This window comes from Micromonospora sp. SYSU B005, assembly GCF_055362685.1.
In genome coordinates, this window is sequence record NZ_JAXCFU010000006.1 from 260,011 (window position 1) to 279,931 (window position 19,921).

At 74.7% G+C, this 19,921-nt stretch carries 17 protein-coding genes; 7 read left to right on the forward strand and 10 right to left on the reverse strand.

Translation table 11 applies throughout. The features are described from left to right. The first annotated feature begins 7 nt into the window (after positions 1 to 7). Both SM452_RS16675 and SM452_RS16680 read left to right on the forward strand, forming a co-directional pair. Positions 8 to 847 carry a DUF308 domain-containing protein gene (locus SM452_RS16675; protein ID WP_355512734.1) on the forward strand — a complete coding sequence of 280 codons (840 nt, stop codon included), beginning with the start codon at positions 8 to 10 and terminating at the stop codon, positions 845 to 847. A 174-nt stretch (positions 848 to 1,021) separates the two neighbouring features. After that, positions 1,022 to 2,440, forward strand: coding sequence for an alpha,alpha-trehalose-phosphate synthase (UDP-forming) (locus SM452_RS16680; RefSeq protein ID WP_194801177.1), 1,419 nt, complete (start codon positions 1,022 to 1,024; stop codon positions 2,438 to 2,440). 16 nt (positions 2,441 to 2,456) lie between these two features. Here the strand turns inward: SM452_RS16680 and SM452_RS16685 are convergent, their stop codons facing one another. The 6 genes from SM452_RS16685 to SM452_RS16710 all read right to left on the reverse strand — a co-directional run bounded on the left by SM452_RS16685 (position 2,457) and on the right by SM452_RS16710 (position 7,922). Continuing rightward, on the reverse strand, positions 2,457 to 3,284 hold the full coding sequence (locus SM452_RS16685) for an alpha/beta hydrolase (protein WP_355512736.1): 828 nt from the start codon (positions 3,282 to 3,284) through the stop codon (positions 2,457 to 2,459). Beyond that, the gene (locus SM452_RS16690) at positions 3,281 to 4,687 is read right to left on the reverse strand and encodes a flavin-containing monooxygenase (RefSeq protein WP_357210284.1); all 1,407 of its coding nucleotides are present in this window, start codon (positions 4,685 to 4,687) and stop codon (positions 3,281 to 3,283) included. Before SM452_RS16690 ends, SM452_RS16685 begins: the two co-directional genes overlap by 4 nt. Before the next feature lie 380 nt (positions 4,688 to 5,067). Then, positions 5,068 to 5,766, reverse strand: a complete 699-nt coding sequence (locus SM452_RS16695) for an endonuclease/exonuclease/phosphatase family protein (protein WP_355512740.1) — start codon at positions 5,764 to 5,766, stop codon at positions 5,068 to 5,070. Position 5,767: 1 nt separating this feature from the next. Beyond that, on the reverse strand, positions 5,768 to 6,715 hold the full coding sequence (locus tag SM452_RS16700) for an ROK family glucokinase (RefSeq protein WP_013287673.1): 948 nt from the start codon (positions 6,713 to 6,715) through the stop codon (positions 5,768 to 5,770). Between the two features lie 73 nt (positions 6,716 to 6,788). Then, complete coding sequence (locus tag SM452_RS16705; protein ID WP_194801173.1) at positions 6,789 to 7,424, reverse strand: hypothetical protein; 636 nt, start codon at positions 7,422 to 7,424, stop codon at positions 6,789 to 6,791. A 21-nt stretch (positions 7,425 to 7,445) separates the two neighbouring features. After that, on the reverse strand, positions 7,446 to 7,922 hold the full coding sequence (locus SM452_RS16710; RefSeq protein WP_194801172.1) for an SRPBCC family protein: 477 nt from the start codon (positions 7,920 to 7,922) through the stop codon (positions 7,446 to 7,448). A gap of 166 nt (positions 7,923 to 8,088) precedes the next feature. Between SM452_RS16710 and SM452_RS16715 the strand changes: the two genes are divergently transcribed. The 5 genes from SM452_RS16715 to SM452_RS16735 all read left to right on the forward strand — a co-directional run bounded on the left by SM452_RS16715 (position 8,089) and on the right by SM452_RS16735 (position 15,037). Further along, positions 8,089 to 9,891, forward strand: a complete 1,803-nt coding sequence (locus SM452_RS16715) for an AMP-dependent synthetase/ligase (RefSeq protein ID WP_355512743.1) — start codon at positions 8,089 to 8,091, stop codon at positions 9,889 to 9,891. 14 nt (positions 9,892 to 9,905) lie between these two features. Next, positions 9,906 to 11,600: a sensor histidine kinase gene (locus SM452_RS16720; protein ID WP_355512745.1), complete on the forward strand. Its 1,695-nt coding sequence runs from the start codon at positions 9,906 to 9,908 to the stop codon at positions 11,598 to 11,600. A 7-nt stretch (positions 11,601 to 11,607) separates the two neighbouring features. Further along, a complete protein-coding gene (locus tag SM452_RS16725) occupies positions 11,608 to 12,276 on the forward strand; it encodes a response regulator transcription factor (protein ID WP_013287678.1) in 669 nt (222 codons plus the stop codon). Positions 12,277 to 12,471: 195 nt separating this feature from the next. Further along, positions 12,472 to 13,284 carry an SAM-dependent methyltransferase gene (locus SM452_RS16730; RefSeq protein WP_355512778.1) on the forward strand — a complete coding sequence of 271 codons (813 nt, stop codon included), beginning with the start codon at positions 12,472 to 12,474 and terminating at the stop codon, positions 13,282 to 13,284. A 76-nt stretch (positions 13,285 to 13,360) separates the two neighbouring features. After that, the gene (locus tag SM452_RS16735) at positions 13,361 to 15,037 is read left to right on the forward strand and encodes a putative bifunctional diguanylate cyclase/phosphodiesterase (protein ID WP_355512780.1); all 1,677 of its coding nucleotides are present in this window, start codon (positions 13,361 to 13,363) and stop codon (positions 15,035 to 15,037) included. A gap of 96 nt (positions 15,038 to 15,133) precedes the next feature. Here SM452_RS16735 and SM452_RS16740 read toward each other — a convergent pair whose 3' ends face one another. From SM452_RS16740 to SM452_RS16755, 4 genes are all read right to left on the reverse strand, one after another. Then, positions 15,134 to 16,258 carry a glycosyltransferase family 4 protein gene (locus SM452_RS16740; protein ID WP_355512747.1) on the reverse strand — a complete coding sequence of 375 codons (1,125 nt, stop codon included), beginning with the start codon at positions 16,256 to 16,258 and terminating at the stop codon, positions 15,134 to 15,136. Next, positions 16,255 to 17,514: a M48 family metallopeptidase gene (locus tag SM452_RS16745; protein WP_355512749.1), complete on the reverse strand. Its 1,260-nt coding sequence runs from the start codon at positions 17,512 to 17,514 to the stop codon at positions 16,255 to 16,257. Before SM452_RS16745 ends, SM452_RS16740 begins: the two co-directional genes overlap by 4 nt. A gap of 479 nt (positions 17,515 to 17,993) precedes the next feature. Next, a complete protein-coding gene (locus SM452_RS16750; RefSeq protein ID WP_355512751.1) occupies positions 17,994 to 18,218 on the reverse strand; it encodes a hypothetical protein in 225 nt (74 codons plus the stop codon). A 219-nt stretch (positions 18,219 to 18,437) separates the two neighbouring features. Continuing rightward, positions 18,438 to 19,835: an NYN domain-containing protein gene (locus tag SM452_RS16755; protein WP_355512753.1), complete on the reverse strand. Its 1,398-nt coding sequence runs from the start codon at positions 19,833 to 19,835 to the stop codon at positions 18,438 to 18,440. Between the last annotated feature and the right edge of the window lie 86 nt (positions 19,836 to 19,921).

Below are 19,921 nucleotides of genomic sequence, written 5' to 3' on the forward strand. Positions count from 1 at the left end.
GTGTCCGGTGTCAGGGGGCGGGCCCCGTCGGGGACGACGGGACAACGGGCTCGACGCGGCCGAGTACGCGGTCGCGGGCGACGTCGATCCACGCGTCGGCGAGCACCTGCTCGACGTGCTCGCCGCCGGTGGCATCGCGGCCTACCTCCAGCCCTCGGCCGACCTGAACCCGGTGACCCGCACCACCACCGTCCCGGCCCGCCCGGTCGACCGGCTCTACGTCGACAGGTCGCACCTGACCACCGCCCGCGACTACCTGACCCAGCTCGCCGACGAGGGCGCGGGTGACCCGCCGCGCGCGGACGAGCCGGACATCGAGGCCGAGTGGGCGAAGATCGTCGCCGGTTTCCACACCACGCCGAGCGCCGGCAGCCACCCCTGGCCCGCCGCCGAGGACGTGGACGACCCGCCCGCGCCGGGCACCGCCGCGGGCGGCCGGGCCGAGGAGCCCGCCGGGCCGACCGCCACCGACGTGCGCCGGCTGCCGTACGCCGCCGACGTCTCCGGCGTCTCGCTCAGCCGGGACCGCCACGACGAGCCCTCGCTGCTCGACGGCCTGGACACGTTCGGCGCGAACCTGCCCGACGAGGCGTCGGACGAGGATCACTACACCCCGCCCCCGCCGCCACCGCTGCCCCGCTTCTCCAAGTACGCGGTGCTCGGCGTGGCCTGCATCGTGCTCGGCTTCCTGCTGTTCCTGTCCCCCACCGTGGTGTCGCTGGTCGACCCCTCGGTGGTCACGCTGCTCGGCTTCACCGGCATCCTGGCCGGTTTCGTGATGCTGATCTGGCGGCTGCGTCCGGGCGACCGGGACGACCACGACCCGGACGACGGCGCGGTCGTCTGACACCGCACCGCCGGGCGCTGCCCGGATGCCGGGACGCCGCCCGCCCTGGGCCGGGGCGTAACAAGCGTGTAACTTACAGTCAGTAGGAATAGGCTGAACGTCACGTCCCGCACCGGCTGTCCGGCTTGCGTCTCCTTCCGGGTCGCCGGTCCCCTGCTGAGCGGATTGCCCGAGATGCGACAGAGCCCCCTCGTGGTGGTGGCCAACCGCCTCCCCATCGACGACAGTGTGGCGCCCGACGGCGCCTTCGAGTGGCGCCGCAGCCCCGGCGGCCTGGTGAGCGCCCTGCACCCGCTGCTGCGGCAGACACCCGCGACCTGGGTGGGCTGGGCCGGCGGCACCGGTCCCGCGCCCGAGCTGCCGGACGTGGACGGCGTGCGCATGCACACCGTGCCGTTGAGCGCCGAGGACTTCCGCGACCACTACGAGGGCTTCGCCAACGCCACCCTCTGGCCGCTCTACCACGACGCCGTCGAGCAGCCGGAGTACCACCGCCGCTGGTGGGAGGCGTACCAGCGGGTCAACCAGCGGTTCGCCGAGGCCGCGGCCCAGGTGGCCGAGCCGGGCGGCCTGGTCTGGGTGCAGGACTACCACCTCCAGCTGGTGCCCGGCCTGCTCCGCGAGCTGCGCCCCGACCTGCGGATCGGGTTCTTCCTGCACGTGCCGTTCCCGCCGCCGGAACTGTTCATGCAGCTGCCCCGCCGCGCCGAGCTGCTGCGCGGCATGCTCGGCGCCGACCTGGTCGGCTTCCAGCGGGCCCAGGCCGCGCACAACTTCGCCCAGCTCGCCACCAAGGTGCTCGGTCTGCCCGCCACCGACCGGCGGATCGGCGTGGACGGCCGGGTGGTGCGCATCGGCGCCTTCCCGGTCGCCATCGACACCGCCGAGGTGTCCGCGCTCGCCGCCCGCCCCGAGGTCGCCGAGCGGGCCCGCCGGCTGCGGCAGGACCTCGGCCGGCCCGAGCACGTGATCCTCAGCGTCGACCGGATGGACTACACGAAGGGCATCGAGCAGCGGCTCAAGGCGTACCGGGAGCTGCTCGCCAACGGCGACATCAAGGTCCGGGACACGGTGCTGGTCCAGGTGGCGGTGCCCAGCCGCGACCGGGTGGCGCAGTACCAGATCCTGCGCGACCGGGTGGAGCACCAGGTCGGCCGGATCAACGGCGAGTTCGGCCGGGTCGGCGAGCCCGCGATCCACTACCTCACCCAGCCGTTCGACCGCGCCGAACTGGTGGCGCTCTACCGGGTCGCGGACGTGATGGCGGTGACGCCGCTGCGCGACGGCATGAACCTGGTCGCCAAGGAGTACGTGGCGGCCCGGGTCGACGGCACCGGCGCGCTGCTGCTGAGCGAGTTCGCCGGCGCCGCCTCCGAACTGGAGCAGGCGTACCTGGTCAACCCGCACGACCTCGACGGCCTCAAGCAGGGGCTGCTGGCCGCGCTGCGCGCCGGCCCGGAGGACGTCGAGGCCCGGATGCGCGCGATGCGCGACCACCTGGCCCACAACGACATCCACGCCTGGGCGGCGTCCTACCTCAGCGCGCTGGAGGAGAGCGGGACGCTCGTCGGCCGCCGCCCCGCCGCCAGGTGACCCGAGCCCTCGGCGCTCACCCCTGGGCGGGTGCCGGGTCCTTGTCCAGCCAGTCCAGGATCGCGTCGATCGGCTCCCGCCAGCGGGCGTCGAGCATCAGGTCGTGTCCCATGCCGGGGAACAGCAGCGGCGCCGAGGCGTACCGCCGGGCGGCCCTGGTCAGCGCCGTCGCCGGCAGCACCCGGTCGTCCGGGCTGCCGAGCACCAGCACCGGTGGGCGGCCCACCGCCGGCTCCGGGGACCGGCCGGTCAGCAGCTGCCACTGCGCCCGCCGCCCGGCCCGGCCCAGCCGGGCCAGGTGCCGCCGCGCGTCGGCGTCCGGCAACTCCCGGCTGAACAACTGCCGCCGGTTGAGCCGCAGCCCGGCGCCGAAGACCGCAGGCACCGTGCCGACCGGGTTGCGCCGCAACGCCGTGCCGAAGGTCGCCCATCCGCCGAGCACCGGCGCCACCAGCACCGCGGCCCGCGCCGGGTAGCGGGCCATCGCGTGTGCCACGACCCGGGCGCCGGCGCCGTGCCCCACCAGCACCGCCTGCCGCGGCAGGCTCGCCGCCACCTGCGTCACGTCATGGGTGTACGACCGCAGCGTCGCCTCCGGCGCCGGCTCGCTTTCGCCGTGCCCGCGCAGGCTCAGCGCGTACGCCGGGAAGCCGCGACCGGCGGCGTGCCCCAGCCAGTGCTCGGCGAAGGCCCACGCGCCGTGCCCGAACCCGGGCACGAACAGCAGCGGCGGCTTCGCCTCCTCCCGCTCCGGCAGGGCGGCGAGCACCTCCCGGCGGGCGGGCCGTTCCGGCCGGGCCCACTCCCAGGACCGGACCACGCGCACCCGCTCGGCCGCCGTCATTTACCCTCCTCCAGCTCGTGCAGCGCCCGCTGGAGCGCGCGCAGGTAGTCGGCGTGCCCGACCTCGAACCAGTGCCGGGTGCTGTCCTTGACCTTCGCCGAGTACCGCTCGCCCAGCCCCTCCCGGACCTTGCGGTCGAACGCGGCGGCCCGCTCCGGCCGGGTGGCGCGCAGCGTGAGCAGCCGGGCGAACAGCACGCTCTGCCAGTGCGAGATCGGGAAGATGCCGGAGTCCGGCTGCACCAGGCCGACCACGGCGAGCGTGGGATGACCGGCGGTGAACGCGTTGAGCCACAGCCGGGGCCGCCCGGAGCCGTCCTCGTCGCCGAGCACCCGGCCCTTGAGGAACTCGAAGCGCGGCAGGTAGCCGGTGGCGAAGACGACCAGCTCCGGGTCGATCCGGCGGCCGTCGGTCAGCTCCACCGCGCGGTCGTCGAAGCGGGCCACGTCCGGCACCGGGGTGATCTCGCCGTGGCCGACGTAGTAGACGAGCTGGCTGTTGGCGATCGGGTGCGTCTCGTAGACCCGGTGGTCCGGCTTCGGCATGCCGAACCGGGTCAGGTCGCCGACGGTCAGCCGCAGCGTCCAGTGGTAGAGCCACTGCCGTACGCGCAGCGGCACCCGCAGCGCCAGCAGCGTGTCGTTGACCTGGTCGGCGGGGCGGCCGAGGACGTACTTCGGGGCGTACCAGTAGCCGCGGCGGGTGGAGTGCCAGCAGTGCGACGCCTGCTGCGCCGCCTCGACCGCGATGTCGCAGCCGGTGTTTCCGGCGCCGACCACGAGCACCCGCTTGCCGCGCAACTGCGCCGGGTCCTTGTAGGACGAGGCGTGCATGACTTCGCCGCGGAACTCCTCCAGCCCTTCGTAGCGGGGCAGCTTGGGCGACCAGTTGTGGCCGTTGGCGAGCACCACGGCGGCGTACCGGGAGGTGCGCTCGGGGCCGTAGCCGCCGGTGCTGCGCGTGGTCACGTCCCAGCGGTCCCCCGCGACCGGCTCGACGCGGACCACCTCGGTGCCGAACCAGACGTGCTGGCGCAGGTCGAAGTGGTCGGCGTACCGCTCGAAGTAGGACAGCAGCTGGCTGTGGTGCGGGTAGTCCGGCCAGTCGTCGGGCATCGGGAAGTCGGGGAACTGGGTGAACGGCCGGGACGAGATCAGGTGCGTGCTGCCGTACACCGGGCTGCGGTCGTGCCGCCAGTTCCAGGCGCCGCCGACGCCCGTCTCCCGCTCGTAGCAGTCGACGCCGAAGCCGGCCTCGCGGAGGTTCTTCACGGCGGTCAGGCCGCTGGCGCCGGCGCCGATGACGCAGACCGTGTCACCCCGGTCGGAGACCGGGCGGTCGTCGCGGACCGGGACGTCCGTCCGGTCCGGATCGGGGCGGCCGAGGTCGGTGGAGGAGGACACCGGGAATTCTCCTTTGTGCGGCACGCGTGCCGGGTCGGAGCGAAATCCTGCCGAGAATGCCCGCCGTTGTCCAGCCACCCGACCCGGCGCCGCCCACCCGCCCGGTCCCCCTGACACAGCGTCACCGCCGGGCCGGTCACCGAGCGTGAGTGGACCGGCCGCGCCGGAGGCGTACCCGCTTTCGCCCTTTGCTCTGCACCCACTGACCAGCATCGCCCGGAGCTGCGCCGACGTCTCGCGGCCGTCCGGCCGGGACGCGCCCGCCGGTCACCGCGGGTAGCTGGTGCGTATATGGCGGCAGAGCAAAGGCGGCGAAGCGGTGGTCCTGCTGGCCGCCGGGCACCTGACGGTGCGTCACCGGCCCGGCGGTCCGTGCCGGGTCAGGCGGTGGGCAGCAGCAGGTCGACCAGGACCGGGAAGTGGTCACTGGCCCGGCGGGCCGCCGGGGTGTCCACCACGTCGTAGTCGACCACGGTGATCCGGGGGTCGACGAAGAGCGCGTCGATGCGGCGGCGCGGGTCGGCGCAGGAGAACGTGTGCCGGTCGGCCCGGTCGGCGGCGAGCGCCGTGTCGGTCAGCCCTTCGGCGAGCGTCTGCCAGGCCGGCCCGTCCGGCCCCTCGTTGACGTCGGCACCAGCCACCACGGGCAGCGTGGAGGCGTCCAGCTCGCGCTTGAACGCCGCCGCCTGGGTGGGCCGCTCGGCCGGGTCGGTGGACAGGTGCGAGCCGGCCAGCAGCACGTCGACGCCGCCGACCCGGCAGTGCGCATAGGCGGCGCCGCGCATGTGCCGTCCCGGCGTCAGCGGGTACCGCTGGCAGCTGGTGTCGACGACCCGCACCCGCAGGCTGGTCAGCAGCACGTTGCCCAGCGACGGCAGGCCACCGGCCGCCACCACCATGCCGAACGACTCGGCCAGCGCGGCGGTCTTCTGCCGCCACCGGAACCGGCGCGGTCCCTCCTGGACGATCACCACGTCCGGCGCGGCCGCACGGACCACCTCGGCCAGCGCGGCGGTGTCGTCGCGCTGGCTGTGGATGTTGTACGACACGACCCGCAGCGGCACACCCGCATCAGTCATGTCAGATCCGCCGGGCCAGGTCGGCGGCGCCGATCACGCCGGCGGTGTTGCCCAGCTCGGCCGGGCGGACCTCGGCGACGGGCAGGCGGCTGCGCTGGGCCAGCGCGTCGGCGAACGACCGCCGGGTCGGGCCGAGCAGCAGGTCACCGGCGTCGATCACGCCGCCGCCGACCACCAGCACCTGCGGGTCGAGGATCTGCGCCATGTCGGCGAGGCTGGTGCCGAGCCAGCGGCCGACCTGGGCGAACGCCTCGGTGGAGACCGGGTCGCCGCCCTTCGCGGCGGCGGTCACCATCGGACCGGTGATCGTCTCGGCCTCGCCCCCGGCCAGCTCCAGCAACGCGGCCGCGCGGTGCGGCTCCTGCCGGGCGGCGGCGCGGGCGAAGCGGACCAGGGCGCTGCCGCTGGCGTACTGCTCGATGCAGCCCAGCCGGCCGCAGCCGCACTGGTGGCCGTCGGGCACGGTGAGCATGTGGCCCAGTTCGGCGGCGATGCCGTTGGCGCCGCGGACCAGGCCACCGCCGAGCACGATGCCGCCGCCGACGCCGGTGCCGATGGTGAACATGACCATCGAGTCGTCGGCGTCGCGGGCCGCGCCGTAGCGGAACTCCGCCCAGGCAGCCACGTTCCCGTCGTTCTCCACGATCACCGGCAGGCCGGTGGCGTCGCCGACGTACGTGCGCAGCGGCTCGTCCCGCCAGGCGAGGTTCGGGGCGAACAGCACGGTGGAGCGGGAGGCGTCGATCCAGCCGGCGGCGCCGATGCCGACCGCCTCCACGGCGTGACCGGCGGCCAGTTCGGTGACCACCTCGATGATGACGTCGCGGGTCTTGGCCACGTCGTCGGCGGGGGTGTCCCGTCGCGTCTGCACGAGTACCGTGCCGGCGTCGTCCACGACACCGCCGGCCACCTTCGTGCCACCGACGTCGACTCCGATGGTCAGCGTCACCGCTGCCACTCCCCTCTGCTGTGCTGCCCGGGGACCGGCCGAACCGGCCGTACGGTCCCGGGATGTCCGGTGGTCAGGCCCCGTCGCCTGGTGCGTCCGCGCCCACCTCTCCGGACGCCCGCGAGGCGGGCACCACGGGACGGCCGGCCGGTGTCCGGCTCGTGTCCGGCTCCGGCGGCCCGGCGGCGTCGGCGGTGGCACCCGAATCGGCCGCGCCCTCCCCACGGGTGGCGGCGGACCACACGTCCTGCTCGGGTGCCGGCTGAGAATCATGCCCGGTACGGGTCGCCTCGCGCCACACGTGGTCCCCGGATCCGTCCGGGGCGGCGGTGCCGTCGCCGGCGGTTCGCGCCGGCTCGGCGGGGGTGAACGCGCGCAGCAGGCTCGCCACCCCGGCCGCCAGGTCCCCGGCGCCGGTGGCGAGCCGCTCGGCGAATTCCGGACTCGGGTCGCGCAAGGCGGCGATACCGCGACAGACGGGGCAGACACAGCATTCCGGCGAGCCGGTGGCGAAACCGGCGGGCGCGGGCGTCTCCGGAGCGGGCCCGGCGCCGGGCGGGGTGTGACCGAGGACACCGGAGAGGATCCCACCGAGCGGACCCCAGGCACCGGAGCCGGGTGCGGCGGCGGCCATCTTCGCGCCGGCGAGCAGTGTGGCGACGAGGCGCTCGGCCTCTTCCCGGGCCGAACCCGGATCAGTGGTGCCCATGGTTCGGCTCCTCCAGCGTGACTACCGGGACGACGGTCGGTTCTCCTGCGCCGCACCGGGTGCTTCTACCCGGCGCTTGAGCTGCTTCAACGCCGCGTCCATGATCATTTTCTCGGCCTTGCGGCGGAACATGCCGAGCATCGCCACGGACAGCTCCACCTCGAGGGTGTACGTCACCGTGGTCGTCCCGTCCGGGTTGCCCACCAGGTCGTACGACCCGCGCTGGGAGCGCTGCATCTTCGACGGGGCGACCAGGTGCCACTCGATCCGGGAGATGTCCTCGGCGTACTCGTAGGCCAGCACGTACTCGTCGGCCATCACGCCCGCGTCGAGCGTGAACCGGACCTGGCTGGCGTAGCCGTCCTCGTACTCCTCGATCACCTCGGCCCGGCGTACCGCCTCGGCCCACTCGGGATAGCTCGGGAAGTCGCAGATGACGGCCGCCACCCGGTCCGGTGACGCGCCGATGATGATCGACTGGGTGGAGGAGTCCGCCATGGGGGGAGGCTACCCGGCCGGCTCCCGGCCGGTCCCGCTCCACCCGCCGGACGGCGTCCCACCAGCCGGGCGGGCAACCTCCCTGGCAGACCCCCCGGGGTGTGCGGGTAGGTTTCGACAGAGCCGACCAGGCCGGCCCCCGCCGGTAGAGCACGAGGGAGTGCAGGTGCGCGAGTTCTCCGTCCCGCCGATCGTCACCGTCGGCGACGCGGCCAACCTGACCGACCCGGTCTGGGAAAACGCCGAGGTCGCCCCGGACACCGTGCAGTTCGTCCGCCCCGGCGCGGGGACGGACGCGCGTGAGGATGTCACCTGCCGCCAGTTCCGCGACGAGGTCGTGGCGGTGGCGCAGGGCCTGATCGCCGCCGGCGTCTCCCCCGGCGACCGGGTCGGCCTGATGAGCCGCACCCGCTACGAGTGGACCCTGTTCGACTACGCGATCTGGGCGGCCGGCGCGGTGACCGTGCCGATCTACGAGACGTCCAGCGCCGAGCAGGCCGCCTGGATCCTCGGCGACTCCGGCGCCGTCGCCGTCGTGGTGGAGAGCACCGCGCACGCCACCATGGTCGCGGGCGTCCGGGACCGCCTGCCCGAACTGCGCGAGGTCTGGCAGATCGACCTGGGCGCCGTCGACGACCTGGTCGCCGCCGGCGCGTCGGTGGACCGGGCCGAGGTGGAGACCCGCCGCTCGCTGCTCAAGGCCGACGACGTCGCCACGATCATCTACACCAGCGGCACCACCGGCCGGCCCAAGGGCTGCGTGCTGACCCACCGCAACATCTACTCCGACATCGCCAACGCCGTGCCGGTGCTGCCGAACCTGTTCCGCCAGGGCGCCTCCACCCTGCTGTTCCTGCCGCTCGCGCACGCCTTCGCCCGGCTCATCCAGGTCGGCGTGGTGCACGCCCGGGCCACCATGGCGCACTGCGCGGACACCAAGAACCTGGTCGCCGAGCTGCAGGACTTCAAGCCGACGTTCGTGCTCTCCGTACCCCGGGTCTTCGAGAAGGTCTACAACGGCGCGCGGCAGAAGGCCGAGGCCGAGGGCAAGGGCAAGATCTTCGACCGCGCGGAGAAGGTCGCCATCGCGTGGAGCGAGGCGCAGGAACTGCCCGGCGGTCCGGGCCTGGGGCTGCGCGCGCAGCATGCCCTCTTCGACAAGCTGGTCTACCGCAAGCTGCGGGCGGCGATGGGCGGCCGGTGCCGCGACGCCATCTCGGGCGGCGCGCCGCTGGGCGCGCGGCTCGGGCACTTCTTCCGCGGCGTCGGGGTGACCATCTGCGAGGGCTACGGCCTCACCGAGACCTCGCCGGCCGCCGCCGCCAACCTGCCCACCGGCACCCGGATCGGCACCGTCGGCCGTCCGCTGCCCGGCGTCACCATCCGGATCGACGACGACGGCGAGGTCCTGATCGCCGGCGACATCGTCTTCCAGGGCTACTGGCACAACGACGCGGCCACCGCCGAGGCGATCAGCACCGACGGCTGGTTCCGCACCGGCGACCTCGGGCATCTGGACGACGACGGCTACCTGAGCATCACCGGCCGGAAGAAGGAGATCATCGTGACCGCCGGCGGCAAGAACGTCGCCCCGGCGGTGCTGGAGGACCAGGTACGGGCGCACCCGCTGATCAGCCAGTGCGTGGTGGTCGGCGACCGGCAGCCGTTCATCGCCGCGCTGGTCACCATCGACGAGGAGGCGCTGCCGAAGTGGCTGGCCGGGCAGGGGCGCCCGGAGACCACGAGCATGGCCGAGCTGCGCGACGACGCGGCGCTGCGCGCCGAGGTGCAGTCCGCGATCGACCAGGCCAACCAGGCGGTGTCCAAGGCCGAGGCGATCAAGGTGTTCCGGATCCTGCCGCAGGACTTCACCGAGACCACCGGCGAGCTGACCCCGTCGCTGAAGGTCAAGCGTCAGGTCGTGCACAAGACGTACGCCTCGGAGATCGCCGAGATCTACCGGGGCTGACTACCATCCGTCACGTGCCCGCCTCCACATCCCGCCAGCCGTCGACGCAGCCCCTCGCGGCGGCGGCTCGCGCGGTCCTCCTCGCGCTGGTCGCCGCCCTGACCCTGTTCGCCACCCGCGACGCCACCCAGCTCTGGTGGATCGCCCTGCTGGGCGTCGCCGGCCTGCCCGCCGTGCTCGCCCCCCAACACCGGCTGCTCGCGCCGATCAGCCGCTTCGCCGAGGTGGTGGTGCTCGGGCTGGCCGCCAGCCAGGTCGCCGCCGACACCCACCTTTCCGGCGTGACCGGCGGGCTGGGCGCCTCGGCGGTGCTGCCGTACCTCGCCGTGCCGGTCACCGTGACCGCGCTCAGCCGCCGCTTCCGCGAGGGCGCCGCGCTGCTCGCGGTGGCGGCGGCGACGCTGCTGGCCAGCGCCGCGTTCACCCAGGTCGACGGCGGGCCGCAGCTCGGCCAGGTCGGCTACCTCGCGGTCTGCGCGCAGTGGCTGATCCTCGCCGGGCTCGGCCTCTACACCGCCGGCACGCTCCAGCGCGTCATGCGGGTGCGCGGCGAGGGCAAACCCCAGCCGTACGCCGAGGCGACCCGCCTGCTCACCCAGCTCCGTACGGTCGCCCGCCAGCTGCCCGGCGCCACCCTGGACCCGGGCGGCATCTCCGAGCACCTGCTGGAGGAGCTGCGGGTGGTCGCCAAGACCGACCGGGGCGCGGTGCTGTCCGCCAGCGGCGGCGGCCGGCTCGTGGTGCTCGCGCAGATCGGCGCGGACCGGGTCGACTGGGAGACCACGCTCGACGCCGACTCGGCCATCGCCGACGCCTGGGCCACCCAGCAGCCGACCGTCTCGGCCCGCTCGCAGGCCCGGTCCCGGCACTCCGGCGAGGTCTCCGCGCTGATCGTCCCGCTGGTGGCGGGCGTGCGCACGGTCGGCCTGGTGGTGATCGAGGCGGACACCGCCGCCGCGTACCCGCCGCCGGTGGTGTCCCGGGTGACGGCGCTGACCGGCCCGGCGGCGCTGCGGCTGGAGGCGGCGCTGCTCTTCGACGAGGTGCGCTCGCTGGCGACGAACGAGGAGCGGCAGCGGCTGGCCCGGGAGATCCACGACGGGGTCGCCCAGGAGCTTGTCATGGTCGGGTACGGCATCGACAACGCGCTCGCCACCGTGCACGAGGACGCCGAGGAGACCGCCGACTCGCTGCGGACGCTGCGCCAGGAGGTCACCCGGGTGATCACCGAGCTGCGGCTGAGCCTGTTCGAGCTGCGCAGCGAGGTGGACCGGCACGGTGGCCTGGCCGCCGCCATCGCCGAGTACGCCCGCACCGTCGGCGCCTCCGGTGGCCTGCGGGTGCACCTGTCGCTGGACGAGTCCACCGCCCGGCTGCCCGCCGCCACCGAGGCCGAGTTGCTGCGCATCGCGCAGGAGGCGGTGACGAACGCGCGCAAGCACGCCGGCGCGTCGAACCTGTGGGTCACGTGCGAGGTGGATCCCCCGTACACCCGAATCGAAGTGTCGGATGACGGTCACGGCATCGGTGACCAGCGCCCGGACGGGCACTATGGCCTTGCGATCATGGCCGAGAGGGCGGAACGTATCCGAGGCCGGTTGGAGATCAGGCCGCGGCAGCCGAGTGGGACGACTGTGGCGGTGGTGCTCGGTTCGTCGCCCCGGCGCGATAAGGTGCGCGGCAGCGCCGCAGCAGCAGAAGGGGAGTAACCCGAGGATGACCAGCAGTCCGACACCGGCCACCCGTACCAAGGTTCTCCTGGTCGACGACCACGACCTCATCCGCAAGGGGCTGCGTCACGCGTTCGAGCGCGACCGTCAGTTCGAGGTCGTGGGCGAGGCGGCCACCGCTGCGGAGGGCGTGCGCCAGGCCGGCGCGCTCCAGCCCGACGTGGTGATCATGGACCTCCGCCTGCCCGACGGCAGCGGCCTGGAGGCCACCCGCGCCCTGCGCAAGTCCAGCGCGTCCATGGGCATCGTCGTGCTCACCATGTACGCCGGTGACGACCAACTCTTCGGTGCCCTGGAGGCGGGCGCGAGCGCGTTCGTGCCGAAGACCGCCCCGGCCGACGAGGTGGTGGCCGCCGCCCGGCACGCCGCCTCCTCCCCCAGCGCGTTCACCGCGGCCGACCTGGCCGAGGCGATGAAGCGCCGGCTGGCGCCGTCCGGCCCGCAGCTGTCCCCCCGTGAGGGCCAGGTGCTGCGGCTGCTCGCCGACGGCATGAGCGTGGCCGGCATCGCCAAGCAGCTGTTCGTCAGCGAGTCGACCGCCAAGACCCACATCTCCAAGCTCTACGAGAAGCTGGGTGCCGCCAACCGGGCGCAGGCGCTGATGACGGCGCTGCGGCTGGGGCTGCTGGAGGCCCCGGACGCGCCGAAGTTCTGACACCTACCGCCGAAGAGGCCCCGTCCGCCACGGACGCGGGCCTCTCGGCGTTTCCGGCCCCGGCTGGTCGCTGACGGTGACCGCCCGGACGCGCAGTGACGGCGGTCTTTGCAGCGCGACGGCGGAGGGGCAGAATACCCGGGTGATCCGCGCGGCGGTGACGACCGCGTGTCGCCGACACCCGAGGGGCAGGACATGCAGCGGCCGGACTGGGCACCCGAGACGATCGACATCGAGCGCCCCAGCGTCGCCCGCATGTACGACTACTACCTCGGCGGCTCGCACAACTTCGCGGCCGACCGGGCGGCCGCCCGCGCGATGGTCGAGGCGGTGCCGGAGGCGCCGCTGATGGCGCAGGCCAACCGCGCGTTCCTGCGCCGGGCGGTGCAGTACCTCGCCCAGGCCGGCATCCGCCAGTTCCTCGACATCGGCTCCGGCATCCCGACCGTCGGCAACGTCCACGAGATCGCCCAGCGGATCGACAGGGAGTCGCGCGTGGTCTACGTCGACGTGGACCCGGTGGCGGTGGCGCACAGCCAGGAGATCCTGGCCGGAAACGAGAACGCCACAGTGCTGCAGGAGGACCTGCGCAACCCGGAGGCGATCCTGTCCCACCCGGAGGTCACCCGGCTGCTGGACTTCACCCGGCCGGTCGCCGTGATGATCGTGGCGGTGCTGCACTTCGTCCCGGACGCCGACCGCCCCGAGGAGATCCTGCGGACGCTGCGCGGGGCGCTGGCGCCCGGCAGCCACCTGGTGCTCTCCCAGGCCAGCGAGGAGGGCCGCGACGGCACCGGCGAGCGGGCCGAGGCGGAGCGGGTCTACCGGCGTACCGACAGCCAGCTCTGGATCCGCAGCCGGGCCGAGATGACCGCGCTGTTCGACGGCTTCGAGCTGGTCGACCCGGGTGTGGTGTGGGTGCCGCAGTGGCGGCCGGACTCCCCCGACCAGGCGGAGAACGCCGAACGGGCCGTGTTCATGGGCGGGGTCGGGCGGCTCGGTGGGTGACGACGCGACCCGCAGCAGGCCCGGCGTGTTCGCCCGGGCCTGGGCCAAGGCGGTGTCCGGCACCAGCTATCTGCCGATGACCCAGTCGCAGCTGGAGGAGATGCTGCAACGGCTCACCGACCGGCTGGCCCAGGCGCTGCGCGCCGAGCCGTTCGACCTGCGGATCGGCCAGCAGGTCGGCGCGGAGCTGGTGCAGGCGCACATCGCCTCCGCGGAAGGGCTGGGCCGCACCGTCGAGGTGATCCAGCTGCGCCTGGTCCGCGACCTCGACCTGGTCGTCGACGACGTCGAGGACCGGATGGCGCGGCTGCTCGCCACCGTCGCCACCGGGTACGCCCGCGCCCTGCGCGACCGCACGCTGGACGAGCAGGAGTCCATCCGCCGGGCCGCCATGATGGCCCGGGCGCAGGCGGAGCGGGCGCTGCGCGACAGCGAGGCCCGGTTCCGGCACCAGGCCACCCACGACCCGCTCACCGGCCTGCCGAACCGCACGCTGTTCACCGAACGGCTGACCGCCGCGATCACCGCGCCCGGGCGGGGCGCCGACCGGGTCGGTGTCTGCTTCCTCGACCTGGACCGGTTCAAGGTGGTAAACGACTCCCTCGGCCACCAGATCGGCGACTCGCTGCTGGTGACGGTGGCCCAGCGGCTGCACGGCGCTCTCGGCGAACACCTGGTGGCCCGGCTCGGCGGCGACGAGTTCGTGATCCTGGTCGAGCGCACCGCCGGCACCGATGACGCGGTGCAGGTCGCCGAGTCGGCGCTTGCCGCGATACGGGAGCCGGCGCTCGTCGACGGCCACGAGCTGACCGTGTCCGCGAGCATCGGCATCGTGGAGCGCCCGGTCGAGGGCACCTCACCGATGGACCTGATGCGCGCGGCCGACAGCACGCTGCACTGGGCCAAGGCCGCCGGCGGGGCCCGCTGGTCGCTGTTCGACGCCGACCGCAACCGCCGCGACCTGGCCCGGTACGCGCTGTCCGCGGCGATCCCCGCCGCGCTGGACCGGGGCGAGTTCTACCTCGACTACCAGCCGCTGACGTCGTTGCGCGACGGGCGGGTGCTCGGCATGGAGGCGCTGGTGCGCTGGCGCCACCCGGAGCTGGGTGTGCTGCGGCCGGACAGCTTCATCCCGCTGGCCGAGGAGACCGGGCTGATCGTCCGGCTCGGCAGCTGGGTGCTGGCCGAGGCGTGCCGCGAGGCGGGCACCTGGCCGGGTGCGGACGGCGACGCGCCGTTCGTCAGCGTCAACCTCGCCGTCCGGCAGTTGCACCGCTCCGACCTGGTGACCGAGGTACGCGGCGTGCTCGGGCGCACCGGCCTGCCGCCGCAGCGGCTGCAACTGGAGATCACCGAGAGCACCATGATGAGCACCGTGGTCGAGCCGGTGCGCGCCCTGCGGGTGCTCGGTGACCTCGGCGTCCGGGTCGCCATCGACGACTTCGGCACCGGCTACTGCAACCTCGCGTACCTGCGGGACCTGCCGGTCGACGAGCTGAAGGTGGCGGGCGAGTTCGTGACCGGCCTGCGCGCGCCGGGCAGCGGCACCGACGAGCGGATCCTCGCCTCGCTCGTGTCGCTGGCGCACGCGCTGGGCCTCACCGTCACCGCCGAGGGCGTGGAGACGGCCGACCAGGCCGACCGGCTGCGCGCGATCGGCTGCGACGCCGGGCAGGGCTGGCACTTCGGCCGTCCCGGCCCGGCCGCGCCGCACCTGGGCCGGGTGCCCGCCCACGTCGACGCGGCCTCCTGACGCGGCCGTCGCCTGACCCGGCCGCCGCCTGACCGGGCCGGCCCGCGGTGCCCTGATCCGGCTGGCACGCGGGCTCCTGGCCCGGCCGGCACGCGGTCAGCCGGCCAGCAGGGCGGCCATCCGCTGCGCCTGCGTCTCCCAGCGCCACTCCCGCTCCACCCAGGCGCGGCCGGCGGCGCCGAACTGCCGGGCCAGGTCCCGGTCGGCGAGCAGCATGGCGACCCGGTCGGCGAGCTGGGCCACGTCCCGGCCCCCGACCACGTACCCGGTCTCCCCCTCGCGGACCGCGTCCGGCGCGCCGCCGGAGTCTCCGGCCACCACCGGCAGCCCGGTCGCGCTCGCCTCCAGGTAGACGATGCCGAGGCCCTCCACGTCCAGCCCGCGGTTGCGGGTGCGGCACGGCATCGCGTAGACGTCGCCGGCCGCGTAGTGGGCGGGCAGCTCGGCCGAGGGCACCGAGCCGGTGAAGACCACGTCGCGTTCCAGCCCGGTCTGCCGGGCCAGCTTCTCCAGCGTCGAGCGGTACGGGCCGCCGCCGACCACGAGCAGCGCGGCGTCGGGCACCCGGCGGCGGATCTCCGGCAGCGCGCGGATCAGCATGTCCTGGCCCTTGCGGGGCACCAGCCGCGACACGCACACCACCACCGGCCGGTCGGCCAGCCCGAGCCGCGACCGGACCCGCCCGCCGTCTACGTCCGGGTGGTAGGTGTCCACGTCCACGCCGGGCGCGAGCCGGCGCAGCTCGGTCAGCCCGTCCAGCACGCGGGCCAGCCGCGCCCGGGTGTACTCGCCGAGGTAGGTGGTCACGTCCACGCCCCGCCCGATCCGGCGCAGCGCCGACCGGGCGCCTGGGAGCGCCGCCCAGCCGACCTCGTGGCCGTGGGTCAGCGCCACCGCCCGGCGGATCCCGGCCCGCCGCCGCAGGCCCGCGGCGAGCAGCCCCAGCGGGGCCGCCGCGCCGAACCACACGGTGTCGCAGTCGTACGCGCGGGCCAGCCGCGCCGCCCGCCGGGCGATCAGCGGGGTGGGCAGCAGCACCCGGGTCCGCTCCCGGACCACCTCGAACGGCTGGTCGGCGTCGAACTTCTCCGCGCCGCGCCAGCTCGACGCGTACACCACCACCGAACCGGGCTGCTGGCGCACGGCGAGGTTGTGAACGAACGACTGGATGCCGCCGGGGCGCGGCGGGAAGTCGTTGGTGATCAGCAAGGTGCGGCTCATCGGCCGGACTCCCTGGCGTAGGCGCGGGCGGCGGCCATCCGCTCCACGGTGGACGGGTGGGTCGCCGACCAGAGGCGCTCCCAGCGCGGCGGGTCCGGGTCGGCCAGGTTGACCCCGGCCAGTCGTCGCTGCATCGCCTCGAAGGTCGCCGGGTCGCCGGTGAGCGCCAGCGCGTGGGCGTCGGCGCGGGCCTCGATCCGGCGCGAGACCAGCGCCTGCGCCGGGGTGGCGAGCAGCCCGGCGACCGTGACCAGCGCGATCAGCAGCGGGAAGGCCCGCGGATGGGCGATCGAGTCGACGCCGGCGAGCCGCAGCAGCGGCGTCCACGAGCCGATCAGGTAGAGCGCCACCACCGCGGCGGCGGCGCCGAGCGCGCCGAGCACCGTGCCGGTCCACACGTCCCGGTCCTTGGCGTGCCCCAGCTCGTGGGCGACCACGCTGGTCACCTCGGCCGGTTCCGCCTCGCGCAGCAGCGTGTCGTAGACGACCACCCGCCGGGTCGGGCCGAGCCCGGAGACGTACGCGTTCACCGCACTGGTACGCCGGGACGCGTCGGCGACGAGCACGTCGCGCACCGGTACGCCGTCCCGGGCGGCCATCGCAGTCAGCTCGGTGCGCAGCGGACCCGGCTCCATCGGGGTGAACCGGTTGAACACCGGCTCGACCAGCACCGGCAGCACGAACGACAGCACCACCACAAGGGCCGCCGCGCCGGCCGCGCCGAACGCCCACCACCAGCGCGGGGCGAGCCGCACCACCGTGTAGAAGCCGAGCAGGACCAGCGCGCCGATCACCGCGCTGACCGCGTACGACTTGAGCAGGTCGACGGCCCAGCCGCCCCAGCTCTGGGTGCTCAGCCCGTAGCGGACCAGCACGGTGCGGCGCCAGGCCGCGAACGGCAGCGTGAGCAGGTCGGCGAGGAACATGACGGCGAGCCCGCCGAGCACTGCCTGCGCGATCCAGTGCCCGCCGAAGGGCCGGCCGACCAGTTCGACCAGGCGCCCGCCCAGCGGGGTCAGCCCGAGCAGCAACGCCACCACCAGCCCGACCGCCAGCGCCGACCAGGCCGCCGGGCGCAGCGCGCCGTGGAAGGCCCGGCCCCGGGTCACCTGCTCGGCCGGGAGGTCACGCAGTGCCGCGAGCTGGTCGGCGCGGGGCGCCGGCGGGCGGCTCCACGGCACCAGCAGCACCACCGCCACGAGCAGCACGACCACCAGGCCGCCCAGGGTCAGCAGCGCCCAGGCGCGCGGGGTCACCGGCCCACCCCGCCGTCGTGCCGCGTCCGCGTCATGCCGCTCCCCTCCCGCCGTGACCGCCCATCCTATTGCCCGGCCGCGCAAGCGGGACCGCCGTGCCCGCCACGCGGTCCCGCCCGCCCCGCCCCGCCCGCGCGCGGCCTCCAGCCCACCCGCGCGCCGATCTTGGAGTTGTGGCGGCTGACAAACATGGCTACTCGGACATCCTGGGCGCCACAACTCCAAGATCGATGGCCCTTGCCGGGGCGGGGAAGAGCTTGCCGGGCTGGGGACGAGAAGGAGGGTCAGATGTGGCTGGGATCCAGATTCAGGGGACCGAGGAGCAGCTACGGGCCAGGGTGGGCCGACGCGGCAGACGGCGGCACGGGCCCGATCGGCGAGCGGTGGACGGGGTGATCCCGACGGACGCCCTGAGCACCCCGGGGCGGCCCTCCTTCAGCGGCAGGCGGAAACCGGCGGGCGGCGGGCAGCGGGCGGCGTCAGGCGACCCGGCGACGACGGCCGGGGCGGCGGGGCATCGGCGCCGGCGCCTCGGCGGGCGCCGACGGCAGCACCTCCACGTCGAATCCGGCCCGCGCGAACACCTCGATCGCCCGGTGCTCGGCCGGGCCCAGGTCGGCCGGGTCGGAGTCGAGCAGTGCGGTCACCAGGCAGCCGGAGCAGCCGGCGCCGCGGTTGCCGCAGGTGTCGCAGTCGATCAGCATCAACGCCTCCTGACGGGTCGCCGGTGGCGCTCGGGGAAGGGACCACCACCGTCGGTCACCACGACGCTAACGCTCGGGTATGACAGAACCGGACAACGAGGCAGCAGCCGCCGCGAAAACGAACCAGTACGCCGAAGTGGCGCGATCAGCACGCGCCCGACCCCGCCACTCCCCCGATCTGGAGTCGATCAAGCGGGGGGGGGCGACGCGGAGAAAGGCTCAGGAACGGGCCAGGCGCCGCAGCAGCGAGTCGGCGCCCAGCGGGTACGCGCCGTGCCGGCGTACCCCGTCGGCGACCTCGCGGTCCGAGGAGACCACGACCACCGGCCGCCCGGCCGGCTCGGCGCGGACCAGGCGGCGGATCAGCTCGTCGGCGGTCTCGCCCTTGCGGGAGAACAGCACCCGCACGCCGCGCGGCGCCGGTGGCAGGCCGTGGATCCGCTCGGCGCCGTCGAAGACGACTGTGACCTCGTCCCCGGTCTGCGCGGCGATCCCGCCCAGCCCGGTGATCAGCCGCTTGCGCTGCTGCTCCAGCGACATCTCGCCGAAGCCGCGCTTCGTCACGTTGTAGCCGTCCACCACGAGGTGCGCCCGCGGCAGCGCGAGCAACTGGTCGAGGCGGGCCGGGTCGTCGGTGTCGCGGGCCCGCGTCGACGGGCCGGCCTGGGCGGCGCCCGGCTGCTCGGCGAACGCGTCGGCGACGAAGTCGGCCGGGAGCCTGTCCACCGGGTCGAGCGCCAGCTCGCGGCGCAGCCCCACGGCGGCCTGGCCGATCGTCTCCAGCAGCAGCCACAGCCGCGCGTCGTCGACCGAGCGGGCCTCCTTGGCGCTGGCCCGGGCCACACCGGCGGCGGCCTCCGCCTCGGCCAGCCGGGCCCGGGCGCGGCGCAGCTCGGCGTCCGCGTCGGCGGCGGCGCGGGCCGCCCGTCCCCGCTCGGTGGCGAGCATCTCGGTGGCCTTGCGCTCGCGGGCCTGGGTCTCCCGCAGGGTACGGGTCAGCTGGCGGGCCTCCTCGCGGAGCTGCCCCAGCTCCTCCCGGACCCGGGCCAGCTCGTCGCGCAGCTTCTCCGCCTCGACCCGGGCCACCGCCCGGTCGTGCTCGGCGCGGGCGGCCCGCTGTTCGGCCTCGCGGACCAGCTCGGCCACGACCGCGCTGTCCGCCTCGGCGCGTACCGCCTCGCCGCTGGCGTCGATCAGTTCCCGCCAGCCGCGGGGCCGGGCCAGGTAGGCAAGGGCGGCCACCTCGACCGGGTCGGCGGCGGCCGGTGCGGTGCCGTCGACCACCGCCGCGCCGAGGTCGCCGGCGTCGGCGAGCACCCGGGCGGTGATCCGCTGCCGGAACAGCGGGTCGGCGGTGAGCTGGGCGGCGATAGCGGGCGCGCCGAGGCGGGCGCGGCGGTTGGGGGCGAACTTGGCGACCCGCCGCAGCGGCACCGGCACCTCGTCGGCGGGCAGGCCGGGCAGCACGGCGGCGGTCAGCGTGACGATCCGCTGCCGGACCGGCTCGGGCAGCACCGGCTCGGGCTCGATCGCCGGTGGCGCGTCCTCATCGGCGGGCACGCCGACCACCGGCTCCTCCACGGAGGAGTGGTCGTCGTACGGCTCGCTGAGGGGCATGAGGCAAGTCTCCCACCCCGAACGGGCCCACCGCCCGGTGAGTGAGCCGATCTCTCATCGTACCCCCGTGGTATCTCCTGGGGCCG

Excerpts from the sequence above, each read along its gene's own strand:
- SM452_RS16735 (WP_355512780.1), top strand. The coding sequence starts at position 13,361 with ATGACCCAGTCGCAGCTGGAGGAGATGCTGCAACGGCTCACCGACCGG.
- SM452_RS16695 (WP_355512740.1), bottom strand. The coding sequence starts at position 5,766 with ATGACTGATGCGGGTGTGCCGCTGCGGGTCGTGTCGTACAACATCCAC.
- SM452_RS16750 (WP_355512751.1), bottom strand. The coding sequence starts at position 18,218 with ATGCTGATCGACTGCGACACCTGCGGCAACCGCGGCGCCGGCTGCTCC.
- SM452_RS16705 (WP_194801173.1), bottom strand. The coding sequence starts at position 7,424 with ATGGGCACCACTGATCCGGGTTCGGCCCGGGAAGAGGCCGAGCGCCTC.
- SM452_RS16725 (WP_013287678.1), top strand. The coding sequence starts at position 11,608 with ATGACCAGCAGTCCGACACCGGCCACCCGTACCAAGGTTCTCCTGGTC.
- SM452_RS16755 (WP_355512753.1), bottom strand. The coding sequence starts at position 19,835 with ATGCCCCTCAGCGAGCCGTACGACGACCACTCCTCCGTGGAGGAGCCG.
- SM452_RS16685 (WP_355512736.1), bottom strand. The coding sequence starts at position 3,284 with ATGACGGCGGCCGAGCGGGTGCGCGTGGTCCGGTCCTGGGAGTGGGCC.
- SM452_RS16730 (WP_355512778.1), top strand. The coding sequence starts at position 12,472 with ATGCAGCGGCCGGACTGGGCACCCGAGACGATCGACATCGAGCGCCCC.
- SM452_RS16710 (WP_194801172.1), bottom strand. The coding sequence starts at position 7,922 with ATGGCGGACTCCTCCACCCAGTCGATCATCATCGGCGCGTCACCGGAC.
- SM452_RS16740 (WP_355512747.1), bottom strand. The coding sequence starts at position 16,258 with ATGAGCCGCACCTTGCTGATCACCAACGACTTCCCGCCGCGCCCCGGC.
- SM452_RS16680 (WP_194801177.1), top strand. The coding sequence starts at position 1,022 with ATGCGACAGAGCCCCCTCGTGGTGGTGGCCAACCGCCTCCCCATCGAC.